This is a genomic window from Rhizobium sp. Root1220, assembly GCF_001426265.1.
Taxonomy (GTDB): Bacteria; Pseudomonadota; Alphaproteobacteria; order Rhizobiales; family Rhizobiaceae; genus Rhizobium.
In genome coordinates, this window is sequence record NZ_LMDG01000022.1 from 1 (window position 1) to 13,625 (window position 13,625).

Sequence of the window (13,625 nt, forward strand, 5' to 3'; positions counted from 1 at the left end):
GCGGGAAACGGTGGCGCTTGTAGCTGACGGCAGAACTCTTCATACCACCGTCTCTATGCCAAATTCACTGACGTCGCGTTTATGTGACAACACCCTCCATTCCGCTAACGTGTTGCAAAAGCCAGATTTCTGCGACGTCGCAGAAGTCAAATGCAAAGCCGGAAAATAAACTTGGGAGTCTTGGGGAAGCAAGAGCGAGGCCCGCGGGCTTCATTGACAATGCGGAAGACGCATGTAGAAATTGCAGCCGGACCTTATGCAGCCCGCCGCTCACGCCAGGTTTGGTATGGTGCATGCACTTAGTGATACCCATTCGACTCCAGCCCCCATGGCAGTCGGTCAGCAATGTGAGCTCTGACGTAGTGATTGCCTTAGAGGATCTGGAATGCTTAAGACGCTCGGTATCAAAGGCATGGGGAAAGCTTTGTGGCAGGCTCTCTGCGATCGCGATGTGGAGTTATCTCACAGCGATTGCCTGGGATTGATTGCAAAACAATTCAGTCTGAAAGATTGGAACGCCCTTTCTGCGGCGATAGGGCAAGATGCGGCCGACAAGCCTCTTCTCTGCTCGGCCGTCTGCCGCTGTAGAGGGTAACCCATGTTGTCACGGAGCATCCGATGTATCGAAGGGAAAGCAACGCTTCGGCTTTTGTTGAGGAAGACAGCTATGATTGAGGAGGTCTCTCCAGCAAAGGGTTGCCCTCATCTGTCAGCGACCACCATCAAACCGTCGCACAGTTAGCTCGATGTTCAAACCATCCGAAATCGCGGAGGAACTGCCCGCGCTGGCCGTTATCTTGGACCACGAAGGGCATGCGATCTACTTGAATAGGCACTGGGCACTCCTTACAGGCGAAGACACTCCCTCTCTGCTCGGCGACCGCTGGAAGTCGTTCGTGCACCCGGCTGAGGTTTCCGTACTCGAGCGCTTGTCCTCCGGGGATGATCAAGCGGTCGTACGCCTGCGCGCCGGCGACGGCAAATTCCGTTGGCATCTCTTCAGAGCATCCGATGTCCACCAGGGTCGCCTCCTTGTCGGAATGGACGCGGACAGCGTTATCGTCTCGAAAATCGCCCGCGAGAAAACTGCCGCCGATTTCCAGCGGACACTCGACCACGTACCCGCGATGATTTGGCGGGCTGGGTCGGACGGCTTCTTCGACTACGCCAACAAACGATGGCTTGATTTCTGCGGCCTGACCCTAGCCGAAGCCGTAGGGTGGGGTTGGCGCGACGGGGTTCATCCCGAAGATCGGGAGGGCATCGAAGCGTACTGGCGGAGGATGCTCGCCAGTGGCTCCGAGGGAACTTACGAAGCTCGCGTCGGCAATGACAAGATCGGTTACCGCTGGTGCGTCAGCATTGGAACGCCTCGACGCGACGAGAATGGCGTTGTCACTGCTTGGTACGGCGCGATTTTCGACATCGAGGAGAGAAAGGCGGCAGAGACGTCGCTACAACTGAGCGAAGCCTATCTCGCCAAAGGACAGGAACTCAGCAAAATCGGCACCTTCGGCTTCGAGCTTTCCGAAGAAAGGTTGTTCTGGTCGGACGAAACGTACCGGATACTCGAGTATCATCCGCAAACCCGACCGTCGCTATCCCTCCTTGTCTCGCGTATTCACGAAGATGACCTTACGGGTTTCGAGCGGTTCCGCGCGGACCTGCGCAAAAGCAAGCCGAAGATCGAAGCGACTTTCCGCCTTTCTTTCGATGACGGCAGGATCAAGCATATCCGCGTGCTCGGACAGCTCGCCTCCCCCGAGGGAGGCAACTACACCGCCGTGATCATGGACGTGACCGCGGACGTCCGGACCGCCGAACGCCTCAAGCAGAGCGAGGTGGAGATCGCCCATGTCGCCCGCGTAGCGATGGCCGGGGAACTCACTGCATCGATCGCCCACGAGGTCAACCAACCTCTCGGCGCTCTGGTCGCCAGCGGCGGAGCGCTGCTTCGCTGGATCGAACGCGATGAGCCGGACCTCGAGAAGGCAAAGGCGAACGCCCGACGGATGGTCGGCTATGCCCAACTGGCAAGTGACATCATAGCGCGCGTCCGAACGCTTTTCGAAAAGGGCGGATCGACATTCCGGGAGCTCGACTGCGGCGGGCTCCTATCGGGATCGCTGTCCTATGTCGAAGCACTGGCCCGCCGAAGCAAGGTCGAGGTTGAGATCGACATGCCGCACGATCTGCCCCACATCATAGGCGACCCAGTCCAGCTTCAGCAGGTCATCATCAACCTAATGATGAATGCCATACAGGCGCTTTCCCACGACGATTTCAGCAACCGGATCGTCCGCGTGTCGGCGTGTGTTGACGACGATGCCGTCGTTATTTCGTGCAGCGACAACGGACCAGGCTTTTCCGGCGATGGTGAAGCTTTCTTCAAGCCATTTCACACGACGAAGGAGCACGGAATGGGAATGGGACTCGCCATCTGCAGATCAATCGTCGAAGCGCACCACGGCAAGATAACCGCCCGCCAAAACCCTGCGGGCGGGGCGACTTTCATTGTCCACCTTCCGATCATTTCATCAGACCACGAGGGAAGGCTCTCTTGGACGAAGTAAACCGCGAAGGTCAGTGCAAAGGCGGACCGCACCGACATTCAAGAGAGACGACAGGGAGGAGACCAAAGCATTTTCCTGCAGTCCTCATCACCAGCGCCTCGCGAGGAGAGCGTCGATGACGTGGCGAAGCACGTTACGCTCGACGCGACCGCACTTGCCCGGCGGGCCAGTGCCATCCCCCTTCATCACCCTGCTTCAAAATAAACGCCTTCTGGGCGTCCGAAAACTGCGATGCCTTCATCGTCTTCCGTTCCTTTCCCAGCCAGGAAAATGCACCAGAAAACTCTAACCAAAAATGGTCCAGGAGGTAGGGATAGATTTTGTGACCTGGAGTTGGTTTGGAGGTGTTCGGGCGGCGATAGATCGCCTCGATGCGCATCTTCTTCATCAGCGTGGCGACGTGCAGCCGCCCAGCTTCCAGCCCTTCCCCGAGCCACCTCTACTCGACGTCTTTCAAAAGATCGTGTTGTCACCGGAGTGTGTGTGGTCGGGCTCGCTAGCTCAGGCTAATTGCGTAATTCGGTGAGTACGAATGCGCTCTGTTGATAAAGGCTGATCAATGTCGATTTTGAATACCCTGAGTTCCGGACATCATGTCGTCGATATCGATGGAATTAGCCAAAGCTTTCATGTCACGGGCAAAGGGCCGGTGATCGTGGTTCATCCCGGCGGCCCAGGAATTCACTGGCAATATCTTCGCATGCCCCTCTTGGAGCGCCATTTTACCATGGTGTACCTTGAGCCGATTGGTACAGGTGGTTCAGGTCAATTAGCAGAACATCCGCACGGCTATACTATTGAACTCTTTGCAAATCAGCTTCGCAGATTTCTTGAGACGCTCGACATTTCCAATGTCATTCTTCTCGGTCATTCGCATGGCGGTTTTGTCATCCAGGAACATACGAGCGGAAGCCCCGATCGCGTATCGGGGATGATCTTGTACTCATCGTCGGCGGTGACAGGCAATGACTTTATGAGGAACGCCGCAAACGGCATTCAAGCCTTTGCTGATCGCCATCACGCCGATGGGCCAGCGGTACTCCAAGCTTGGCAGTCGGTCCCTAAGATGTCGAGCGATGACGACTATACAAAGATAATGCGCGATCTACTCCCCGCTTACTTCGCCGATGGTGTCCGAGAGAAGCTTGATCTTGAAGCGTTTCGCGCAGGGATTAACGCCACAATTCTCATTGGCAACAACGAACCCTTTGATGCTCGATCGAGACTTCAAAATCTTTCCGTGCGGGCGCTAATTCTCACAGGTGATCACGATTTCATATGCGGGCCTAAATGGGGTGAAACCCTGCATGACAGCCTTCGAAATTCCGAGCTGGTACGCTTTGCCCATAGTGGCCATTTCGCTCATCTTGAGCAGCCGGAGGAATTCCTCGCCTCGGTACTTGCATTCTTTAAAGCTCATAAGCTGACCCCGCACTGAGCCTTAGCCAATCTCAGCTTCCTCACGGGATCGTCACTCTTGTTTCGAGATGGACAATACGTTGCCGTCGTTTGGCTAGCCTTCTCGACATCTTAGAGTTCGCCGATCCGGTGTAAGGCTGGAATCTCGTCGGGATGCCAGTAGATGATTTTCAGCCAGATAGCGGCAGGGCCGCTGTTCAGCCTTCATTCCCCGGGGCGTCCACAGATGCCCCTTTAATGTTCAGGGGCCCGGATGGTATCGAGGTGGCTCACATGATCCGTAAGCGGCATTTTTTTTCAAAAGTTTGCGACGGAACCCTAGCGGCCGCTGAGCAGTACGTGAATGAGAACCAGTCTTGGAGGTGAAGAGGCGTCACCCCGCCGGAGCACTGACATTCGCATGAATCTTTCGGCGCCCCCTTGCAACACCGCCCGTGAACGTTTAGATGATTATTATCATCCATTTGTTACGGAAGGTGAGCCGCCATGCGAAACAGCGCAGCCAAAAAAGACGCTAATCGCCAGCTGATCTTGCAGGCCGCAGGACGGCTATTTCGAGAAAAGGGCATCGAGCAGGTCGGCGTGGCGGATGTCATGAGAGCCGCTGGAATGACGCACGGTGGATTCTACAGGCATTTCTCGGACAAGTCGGATTTGGCAACGCAAGCCATCAGTCAGGCCTTAGCCGTGCAGCAGGAGGCAGCGACCAACGGTGCTCCTGGCATTCCCGCACTTGCAGAAAATTACCTGACCTCCGAGCACCGGGACAGCATCGGTTCAGGCTGTGTATTTGCGGCCCTTGGCTCGGAGGCGGCCCGCGGACATGAGGCAGGCCGTGCGGCGATGTCGCAGGCCATTCGCAGCCAGATCGATTTTCTTGCGGCAGGGGCTGCCGGCAAGACTGACGAACAGCGGCGACAGATAGCGGTCGGCAGTTGGTCCGCGATGATCGGCGCCTTGATCCTCTCGCGGATCAGCGAAGATGCCACTCTCTCAGAAGAGATTCTCCACGAAACCAAAGGTTGGCTGCTCAGCCAGCAAACATCTATCTCGGCCGATCGCCCGTGAGCGTCGGCACGAAAGCAAGTACGCAAGCGCGATCGAATTGAGGATGCTGCACCATGGACGTCACCCCCCTTTTCCGTCCCTTTAAGCTTGGGCAATTGGACCTGAGAAACCGCATCGTCATGGCTCCGATGACGCGGAAGCTAAGTCCAGACGGCGTTCCGGGTGAGGATGTATCGCAATATTATCGGCGTCGCGCCGAGGGTGGTGTCGGATTGATCATCACCGAAGGCACGACTATCGGGCGTCCTGCCGCCTCAAGTAGTTCGTCTATACCGAATTTCCATTCACCCGACAGCCTCGTTGGCTGGGCAAAAGTAGTGAGGGAAGTCCATGCTGCCGGGTCGCGAATTGCGCCGCAGCTCTGGCATCTCGGCAACCTCCGCGCAAAAGGGACCGGACCATCACCGGAAACGCCCTCTGAAGGCCCGAGCGAATCGGAATCTGGGGCGAGGGCGATGACCGATGCCGATATCGCCGATAGCATTGCGGCGTTTGCCACGGCTGCCGCGGCCGCTCGCAAGATTGGATTTGACGCGGTAGAGCTCCACGGAGCCCATGGCTACCTCCTCGACCAGTTTTTGTGGTCGCGCACAAACGGCCGCGCGGATGCTTACGGTGGCGACGCGGCGCAAAGGACGCGATTTGCGACAGATGTGGTCCGGGCCGTTCGTCAGGCCGTCGGACCTGACTTCCCGATCATCTTCCGCTTTTCGCAATGGAAACTTCAGGACTATGCGGCAACGCTCGCGGGAGATGCTGAGGAGCTTGAGCAGGTTCTAGGCCCACTCAGCGACGCCGGGGTCGATATTTTTCATGCTTCGACGAGGCGCTTTTGGGAGCCGGCATTTACGGGCTCCTCACTTAATCTCGCGGGATGGACCCGCAAGATCACCGGGCGGCCAACGATCAGCGTTGGTTCGGTTGGCCTCTCTGGTGCCGATTTCCTCGAACAGCTGCTCGGCGAGTCAAATGGCGCACCGCTCGGCACGCTGGAGGAACTGTTGCGACGCATGGAAGAGGAAGAATTCGATCTGATAGCAATCGGACGAGCCCTCATCAGCAACCCGAACTGGCCGAACGCCATTCGGCGCGGGGATTTCCAGGCGCTGTTCCCCTTCGAAAAGTCGCATTTGGCTTCACTCGCCTAGCATCGACAGTTTCCAATTTGATCCATCAACAGGAGTTAAATCTTGACTACTTATCTGATCAACCACCTGCGAATCCCCGGCGACGTTCCCAATGACCAGGGCCTCACCTATCTCGAAAGCGTTGAAGCAACAGTTGCTCCATTTGGCGGTAAATGGCTTGCGCAGGGACCTGCGACCGTTGTCGAGGGGACTTGGTCTGGTGCCGTCGTCCTCATGGAATTTCCCAGCCGCGAAGCAGCTGACACCTGGTACAATTCGCCTGAATACCAGGCTATCCTGCCGCTTCGCACGAAGAACTCGATCTCCGACCTAATCTTGATCGATCAGTTGCCTGAAGGCTTCACCGTCAAGGGCTTTGCCCAGGATGTCCGGCGCGCGATCGCCGGCGCCTGACCCAAAACAAGTCGCTGCGCCGCGTCACGCGGCGCAGCACAAGATGACGGGTTCTGTCGCGCGCTGCTGCATGGACTCATGACTGTTAGACCGCCTGCGAGACCAGAAGACGACAGACGCAGGTCTCTCGCTTATGGAAATCGCATCTTTGATCTGGCCCAAGCCGCTCCGTTTCATGCTGGCATGCCGGGAACGACGGATTGTTCGTCTTGCCCTAAGGTGTTCGAGCAATTCCTTTTTCAGCGCCCCGCGGGCCCGTATGTACAGGCTGCGGTAGATCGCTTCGGAGAGGCGCGAAAGCGACCAGGAACTCTTGGGGCCGCGCGGGGCAAGACGCTCGCGAGGCGGGACCTGCTGAACCCGGCGATCCTCCACACGGTTAGTACTGCCAGAAGATCGAGACCTCCAAGTCAAATTGCGCGGCAGGGCAAGTTTGTCGGGTGTTTTGCGGCCGATTGTGCTTGCCCTGTTGCCCGTGCGGGACACGTCATCCACGGTCCGGCGCGATGCCGTTACGGCCGGGCGACATGCCAGACGCCTTCGGCGCCGTCACCATGGACGTCTCCCGACTGGGAATCGAAGTGGTAGGTATAGAGCGGCGCGCCGCTATAGGCCCCACTGGGTGACGCCGGTCGGCCGGGTGACGATGCTCCAGGGGCCGGAAGCCTTGGCCCCGGCCGGTGCTTCGAACGGAGGCCAGGCGAGAGCGCAGAGCAAGGTGCATTCGGACTTTCCGGGCTGGTCCTTGTCGAAGGTGTAAAGCGACTGGCCATCGGCGTCCGTCAGCAGCTTGTGCTGTCCTACCGTCGCGACGGCAGCCGGCGACATGGTCTTTGCCTCTGCCAGCGATGTCGACAACAGGGCGAGGCCGAGGGAAACAAAGAGGGTTCTGGTCATTGCAGACATTTCGAGGTCCTTTCTGTTGTTGCTCCGTGCCTGAAAGGGGGCCCGCGGCACGGGCGGCGCATGGTTGGGGAGGGTTTCAGTCTCGCGGGCACCTAACCCTTGGGGGCGAGTGCCGGCGGCACCGGCAGAATGAATTCCGAAGCAACCTCCAGGTCGTATTGTCTTCGATGGCGCGCATCGTGCCATCGCGATTCCAGTCCTTTCCAACATGAATCCAGTCGATGATCATAAGGAAGGGCTTGGGCGTCCGCCCTGGCTAGCATAGGAGACGGTGATGTTCATCGGCGCGTAGGATTCGGCCACATGAGGCGTCAGGCCGTTTCTCGCTGCGTGGTCCTCAGCGCCCAACGTCCCTGCAGTCTATCAAAGGTGGGACCGGAACCAGTCGATGACTGCTCCCGATGAGGTTTCGAATTCCCGCTCGTAGGGGTCAAAGTGGCCGCCCTGGATCATGACGAGACGCTTGGGATGCAGGGCGCGCTCATAGGCTTTGAGTGCAAGATCGGTCGGGGCGGTATGGTCGTGGTCTGCCACGATCATCAGAAGCGGGGTGGGAGAGACGCGGTCTATCCATTCGCCGGGGGCATACATGCGGGACCAGCGGGTCGAGCGCAGCGTGACCTTGTTTTCCCATTTTCCGGCGGGCGCTTTCTTCAGGTAGAAGTCCACGGCGTCGGTTGCCTTGTAGGACGAGTTCTGATCCGCCTCCGTGCTGACGATCACCTGCATCGCGGGCGGCTCGCCGCGAAGCTGGGCAAGGTCGTCGGCGGCCAGCAGCGCTTCGAGATCGGCCACTTTTTCCGAGGGTACCCGGCGCAGGCCAGAGGCATATCCGTCAATCGTTGGAACCTGGGCCGCGATCACCTTCAAGCGGCGGTCGGTCGCACCGAGGACGATGGCGTGGCCGCCGGCGAAACTCGTTCCCCACAGGCCGACGCGATTTTCGTCGACTTCGGGGCGCTGCTGCAGATACGAGATCGCCCGGCGCCAGTCGGTGATCTGCTGCCACGGGTTGACGTCATGGCGGGGTTGACCGCCGCTGTCGCCAAAGCCGCGATGGTCATGCAGCAGCACCACGAAACCGGCCTTTGCGAAGGCTTCGGCAAAGGCATCAATGCCGTGATACTTCGTACCGGCATAGCCATGGGCCATGGTGATGGCCGGAAGCGGTTGTTGCTGGCCCTGCGGTATGTAGAGCCATGCGGATAACTCGATACCGCCCTCTGCGGGAAAGCGAACGTCTTTTTTCGTAAACATCGGTCGATCCTCTCATTGATCCAGTGAGCCCAGCAAGGGGGCAAGGCTAAGCTCTGCGTCTCGCGTCTGAAAGCCGTGCTCGAATGCGCGTCGAATGCGCCGTCCGGCCTCTTCATGGCGCAGGCTTTCGCCGAAGAGGTCGGAGTCGCGCCGGAAGTCCTCGATCGGCGCAAGGGTGGCGGCGTTCACCCGATCCTTGATAGCGGCGAGCCCCGCAGCCGGGAAGCGCGCGATGCGATGGGCCAGCGCGGTCACGAAATCGGCAAGCTCCAGGGGCGGCAGCGCCCGATTGATCCAGCCGTAGCGCTCGGCGGTATCGGCATCATAATCCTCGGCGGACAGCATGATCTCCAGCGCGCGCCCGCGGCCGACAAGCGGGGCCAGATGCTGGACGCCACCGGCGCCCGGAAGCGCGCCGAAGGCAGCCTCGATCTGGCTGAAGACCGCCGCACCCCGGGCCGCGAAGCGCATGTCGCAGGCAAGGACGAACTCGCTTCCGGCGCCCCGGGCGCGACCCTCGATCTGGGCGATCGATATGAGGCGACTCTGGCTGAGGTGGCGGAACAGGAGACCGATGGAGGGTTCGCCTGCGAGCCTTGCGGCCTCGTTGCGATACTCGCTGACGCGGGTCACATCGACGTGGGAAATGAAAAAGTCGGGATCGGTGCTGCGGAAGACGACGACCTTGATGTCAGGGTCGCTCTCGGCATGTTCGATCAGCGATACGAGATCCCGAACCAGTTCGGGGCCGATCAGGTTCATCGGCGGTGCGTCGATCTCTGCAAACAGGACGCCTTCAGCACTCTTCGTCTTGATGGTTTCGAGGTTCATGGCAGCAACCTTTCCTTGGCATGGTTCAAAATAAACCCTTCCAAAGCTGAGCAGCAGCCGTTAAAAACGAGAGGCATCCTTTCACAGGTGGAAGGCTATGGATCGCCTCGAGGCAATGACGATATTTCTGGCGGCCGTGGAAACGGGCAGCCTGTCGGCGGCCAGCAGGCGGCTGCGTATTCCCCTGGCGACGGTGAGCCGAAGGGTGTCCGAGCTCGAGGACCATTTGAAGTTTCGCCTGCTGGTGCGGGGCAATCGCAAGCTCACGCTCACGCAGGCCGGGCAGACCTATCTGTCCTCCTGCCGACGGATCCTCGAAGACCTGGCCGAAGCGGAACGCGATGCGGCCGGCGAATACGAGACGCCGCGCGGCTGGCTTACGGTCAGCGTGCCGCAGGTTCTGGGGCGCGTTCATGTGATGCCGGTCGTTGCCGAATTCCTGCGCGAATACCCCGACATCCGCGTCAGCGTTCAACTCACCGACCGCAAGATCAGCGTGGGAGAGGAAGGCGTCGATCTTGCGCTTCGCGTCGGCGAACTTCCAGACAGCAGCATGATCGCCTTGCGCGCCGGTTCGTTCGGCCAGGTCCTCTGCGCCAGTCCATCCTATTTCGAGGATCGGCACGTTCCGGAACATCCTGCGGATCTGGTCGCGCATAGCTGCATTGGCTATGAGGGGCTGGCAACCGGAACGCGCTGGGAGTTCGGCTCCGGCACCGCGCGCCGGACTGTCGAGGTGCCGTGCCGCCTCCTCGTCAACTCGATCGAGGCAGCGTTGAGCGCCGCGCTGGCCGGCGGGGGGATTGCGTGCGTTTTGTCTTACCTGGCCGATGAGCTGGTCGAGGCGAAAAAGCTTGTGACCGTTCTCGACGCTCACGCTCCGCCTGCCATCCCGGTCAGCTTCATTTATCCCGGTCAGCGCCAGGTGCCACTCAAGTTGCGCGTATTTCTGGATTTCGCAGTCCCGCGGATGAGAGACAGATTGCGCTACGGACAGAACTAGAACTGCCCGGCGAAAACGGGGGAACACCCGTCTTCCGGCGGCGGACGTCGATCTATAGCAGCCAGTGGCCGGTGCAACCCTCACGCCTCGGCGCCTGCCATCCGGTCCAGTAAGGAGCATCTGTTGCGCGATATAGCTCCCAAAGGTGGCGTCGCCTTTACGGATCGTAGCCGCGGGCAAGGCACGCGTCCGGAATTTCAGAGCACGGTCGACAATGCGATTTCACGCCAGGTGTTGACGGCGCTGGCGCGGAGTTGGCGGTGGTCTGCGGCAGTGAGATGTTTCCGATGGAGATGAAAGAGGTTGGCGGGGGATGTCACGTTGTTTGATCAACGGCCGTAAAGTCGCTTTTCGGTAAACTCATGAAGCGGGCCGAATGGAAGGTGCGGATCGTCTCGTGATGGGCAACACCCGGGGCAATGACCTTGCTGCCACCCGACCAGCCGGCCATGAAATGTGGCTCGACGAGGCCGGTGGCGATCCTGAGATCGGCCTCGGCAAACAGCCGGTCGAGCTTGACGGGCGTATGCCGCGTGCTGGTGAAGCCGAAATCGACATGGGCGTCCTCGTCGCGGGCACAGTGCAGCCTTGTCGCTATTCGGGCCAAACTCGTCTGGGAAGGCTTTGGCCGTTTCCGCAATCGTCGTCAGCGCTGTCTTGACCGCGTCGGCGTCGTACGGCTTCGCGCCCTTGGCAATGTCGGCAAGCGCTCCGGCAGCGCCGCCGATTTTTTTCATCATGGCAATACGGGAATCATGCGTGCCATCAGCCGCACTCGCAGGACTCCAAAAAACGCCGAGCAAGACAATGGCGGATATAATCTTTTTCCGACTCATTTCACCTCCTTTGAGAACTATCCGAAGCTCTCGCTTTGCTCACGTCGACTAGTGTCGATATTCTGGCGATCGACACTCTATACCTAGGTATGAACAGTACGTGTGCGATGATGCCGCTCCCTTCCCCTTGAAGTGATAGATAACGTTAGAGCTCGGCACGAGCTTGCTGAGAAAGCAAGCAGCATGTCAAGTAACAGCCAAGCTTGCCTCAAGCGCGAAGAAAACAAATGTAATATCGTTGCTTTATAATTACAGAAACTGATGACAGATGCTTTCGTGAGACGTCACCCTACGCCGAGGCGGCGCACATAACGGGTAGTTTGTACTTCTAGGAAGTTGCAGTTTTACGTACGAAGGAGGTCAAATTATCAATCTGCATTTCAATGTAGGCCCACGTTGAAAACTCACCCTTAAAAACTAGCGACAGCCCGCATACCGAAAATCGCTGCGTTCTGGATCCGTGAATTCGGCTTGTCGGGGTCAGCTGCATTGCCGCCCGGACGGATGACATATTGAAAGAATGGCTGGGCTGTCATCCATGGGGTAATGGCGGCCTGATATGTGGCTTCGATCACGGCTTCGGAATTCGGCACCGGCTGCGATGTCCCGTTGAAGGCGTTTTCGGCCTTCACCTGATCCGACATTCCCGAGCTCATGCCGGCATAGGCGAAGCTGATGCCAGCGGTGTCGTCGTCGCGGCCCGGCAAAAGCCCCTTATAGGCAAGGCCCATATCGAAGTACCAGTTCATGCTGTTGCGTTCCTGCTGCGGCGCCACGGCGATCCGGAAAAATCCATTGAGCCCATTGTCCGAACTTCCCGGCTCCTGCCAGAGCGTCTGGTCGAGGACGGCGTAGACCGCGAAATTGCCCGAGAGCCGGCGCGGCCTGCCGCTCGAGAGCGGATCGGCCAGCGACACGCCATTCGATGCGGTGGTCAGGCTGTCGAACTTTTCGGAATTGTACCAGGCGCCGATCTTGTAGGTGCCGGGCAGGCCGGTCCCGTCCTTTGCGGGCATATAGGCAAAGCCTGCCTCGGCAATCGCAAAGACGCCATCGCCAAGCGGAAATCCCAATCCATTGGCATTGCCGTCGGGGTCGGACCCTGTCGGGCTGCCATTGAAGACGGCGGCCTGCAGAGTCCAGGCATCGTCAGGCTTGACGATGATCTGAGCGCCGGGAACGGCGAAGGGATAGGCCGGTCCTCCTCCGGGAAGATCGACGGCAAAGATGCCGGGCCATCCGAAGGTGGAGTTGACGAAAAGGCTCGCCGTATTGCTGATCGCGAAATTCTGGTCCGCCAGGATCTGCCCGAGCTTGACGGTCACCTTGTCGTCCATGAGGCTCTGCGAGAGATAGAATTCCCCGAGCCTGAAGCCGGGATCGGCTTCCACTGAGGTAACTGTCAGGAGATTGCCGATATCCTTGCCGGACAGGCCCTGGCCCTGGATCGCATAGCCGGAAATATGGATGGCGCCGCCGGTCCAGCCGACCAGCCGGTCCATGTCGAAATCGCCTTGCAGCTGGAAAACACCGTCATAGGCCATTCCCCGTTTCAGGCCGCCCGATACATTGCCGAGCACGTCGCTGGTCTGAGACATCGTGAAGGCGACGCCCTGATCGCGCAGCCAGTTGCGGTAGCCGTGCCAGTCGCCTGTCAGCGTCGTATCGGCGTAGGAGGGTGGTGCCGCATCGTCAGCCCGTGCCCCCGCGCCATGGATGGCGATCGCAAGTGCAAAAACGGCGCCGGGTAGCTTCTTCATTCGCGTCCCTGTTCCGGAGGCTCTGATTTCGGGAGGATGCCCAGGCGCCGATCGGGAGCAACCGCGAGCGCAAACGAGCTTTCCATCATTGGAGCGATTTGCGCGGCAGGGCAAGTTTGTCGGGGGGGTTATGGCCAATTGTGGTTGCCCTGTTGCCAGCGCGGCACACGTCATCCACGGTCCGGCGCGATCCCGTTAAGGCCGGGGGACATGCCAGACGGGAGTTGTCACGTTAGCGAGCAGTGAACGGACGAATGGCGTTGCCCGTCATAGATCAGGCGATGGCTCTYGTGACCGCCTTCCAATGCGCCATCGCACGGATGCGATGGATGYGATTGGCCAGTGCTGATCGTTTGTGCCGTGGGGTGACGAAGAGATTTCGAAGCGCCGAGAAGATCGAGATGAACCGCTGCAGACTTCCCGGTGATCGG

General features: G+C 59.1%; 12 protein-coding genes and 5 pseudogenes. 7 read left to right on the plus strand and 10 right to left on the minus strand.

Going from position 1 to position 13,625, the window contains the following annotated elements; all coding sequences use genetic code 11:
• The first annotated feature begins 385 nt into the window (after positions 1 to 385).
• Positions 386 to 595 carry a glyoxalase superfamily protein gene (locus ASC90_RS14405; protein WP_056541557.1) on the plus strand — a complete coding sequence of 70 codons (210 nt, stop codon included), beginning with the start codon at positions 386 to 388 and terminating at the stop codon, positions 593 to 595.
• 151 nt (positions 596 to 746) lie between these two features.
• Positions 747 to 2,573, plus strand: a complete 1,827-nt coding sequence (locus tag ASC90_RS14410) for a PAS domain-containing sensor histidine kinase (RefSeq protein WP_056541561.1) — start codon at positions 747 to 749, stop codon at positions 2,571 to 2,573.
• Positions 2,574 to 2,874: 301 nt separating this feature from the next.
• On the opposite strand, the pseudogene ASC90_RS28875 reads toward ASC90_RS14410, so the two are convergent.
• Positions 2,875 to 3,000 (minus strand): annotated as a pseudogene (locus ASC90_RS28875) (IS3 family transposase); the annotation flags it as partial.
• Between the two features lie 132 nt (positions 3,001 to 3,132).
• Here ASC90_RS28875 and ASC90_RS14420 point away from each other — a divergent pair.
• From ASC90_RS14420 to ASC90_RS14440, 4 genes are all read left to right on the plus strand, one after another.
• On the plus strand, positions 3,133 to 4,011 hold the full coding sequence (locus tag ASC90_RS14420) for an alpha/beta hydrolase (RefSeq protein ID WP_082519923.1): 879 nt from the start codon (positions 3,133 to 3,135) through the stop codon (positions 4,009 to 4,011).
• A gap of 467 nt (positions 4,012 to 4,478) precedes the next feature.
• Positions 4,479 to 5,060 (plus strand): TetR/AcrR family transcriptional regulator, encoded by a 582-nt coding sequence (locus ASC90_RS14430; protein ID WP_056541571.1) that lies wholly within the window; start codon positions 4,479 to 4,481, stop codon positions 5,058 to 5,060.
• A gap of 53 nt (positions 5,061 to 5,113) precedes the next feature.
• Complete coding sequence (locus tag ASC90_RS14435; RefSeq protein WP_056541574.1) at positions 5,114 to 6,208, plus strand: NADH:flavin oxidoreductase; 1,095 nt, start codon at positions 5,114 to 5,116, stop codon at positions 6,206 to 6,208.
• Between the two features lie 42 nt (positions 6,209 to 6,250).
• Positions 6,251 to 6,601, plus strand: a complete 351-nt coding sequence (locus tag ASC90_RS14440) for a DUF1330 domain-containing protein (protein ID WP_056541577.1) — start codon at positions 6,251 to 6,253, stop codon at positions 6,599 to 6,601.
• A 606-nt stretch (positions 6,602 to 7,207) separates the two neighbouring features.
• Here ASC90_RS14440 and ASC90_RS14445 read toward each other — a convergent pair.
• From ASC90_RS14445 to ASC90_RS14455, 4 genes and pseudogenes are all read right to left on the minus strand, one after another.
• On the minus strand, positions 7,208 to 7,498 hold the full coding sequence (locus tag ASC90_RS14445) for a hypothetical protein (RefSeq protein ID WP_244480392.1): 291 nt from the start codon (positions 7,496 to 7,498) through the stop codon (positions 7,208 to 7,210).
• A gap of 101 nt (positions 7,499 to 7,599) precedes the next feature.
• Positions 7,600 to 7,825 (minus strand): annotated as a pseudogene (locus ASC90_RS30015) (hypothetical protein); the annotation flags it as partial.
• Positions 7,826 to 7,870: 45 nt separating this feature from the next.
• Positions 7,871 to 8,764 carry an alpha/beta hydrolase gene (locus ASC90_RS14450; RefSeq protein WP_056541581.1) on the minus strand — a complete coding sequence of 298 codons (894 nt, stop codon included), beginning with the start codon at positions 8,762 to 8,764 and terminating at the stop codon, positions 7,871 to 7,873.
• A gap of 12 nt (positions 8,765 to 8,776) precedes the next feature.
• Positions 8,777 to 9,595 (minus strand): enoyl-CoA hydratase/isomerase family protein, encoded by an 819-nt coding sequence (locus ASC90_RS14455; protein ID WP_056541583.1) that lies wholly within the window; start codon positions 9,593 to 9,595, stop codon positions 8,777 to 8,779.
• Between the two features lie 97 nt (positions 9,596 to 9,692).
• Between ASC90_RS14455 and ASC90_RS14460 the strand changes: the two genes are divergently transcribed.
• Positions 9,693 to 10,598: a LysR family transcriptional regulator gene (locus ASC90_RS14460; RefSeq protein WP_056541586.1), complete on the plus strand. Its 906-nt coding sequence runs from the start codon at positions 9,693 to 9,695 to the stop codon at positions 10,596 to 10,598.
• Between the two features lie 197 nt (positions 10,599 to 10,795).
• Here ASC90_RS14460 and ASC90_RS28880 read toward each other — a convergent pair.
• From ASC90_RS28880 to ASC90_RS28325, 5 genes and pseudogenes are all read right to left on the minus strand, one after another.
• Positions 10,796 to 10,906: pseudogene (locus ASC90_RS28880) on the minus strand (IS6 family transposase); the annotation flags it as partial.
• Between the two features lie 8 nt (positions 10,907 to 10,914).
• Positions 10,915 to 11,238 carry a lactate racemase domain-containing protein gene (locus ASC90_RS14465; RefSeq protein ID WP_348270871.1) on the minus strand — a complete coding sequence of 108 codons (324 nt, stop codon included), beginning with the start codon at positions 11,236 to 11,238 and terminating at the stop codon, positions 10,915 to 10,917.
• Positions 11,189 to 11,434 (minus strand): annotated as a pseudogene (locus tag ASC90_RS28320) (cytochrome c); the annotation flags it as partial. The gene ASC90_RS14465 and the pseudogene ASC90_RS28320, both read right to left, overlap by 50 nt.
• Before the next feature lie 410 nt (positions 11,435 to 11,844).
• The gene (locus ASC90_RS14470) at positions 11,845 to 13,194 is read right to left on the minus strand and encodes a carbohydrate porin (RefSeq protein WP_056541592.1); all 1,350 of its coding nucleotides are present in this window, start codon (positions 13,192 to 13,194) and stop codon (positions 11,845 to 11,847) included.
• A gap of 274 nt (positions 13,195 to 13,468) precedes the next feature.
• Positions 13,469 to 13,625, minus strand: a pseudogene (locus ASC90_RS28325) (IS6 family transposase); the annotation flags it as partial.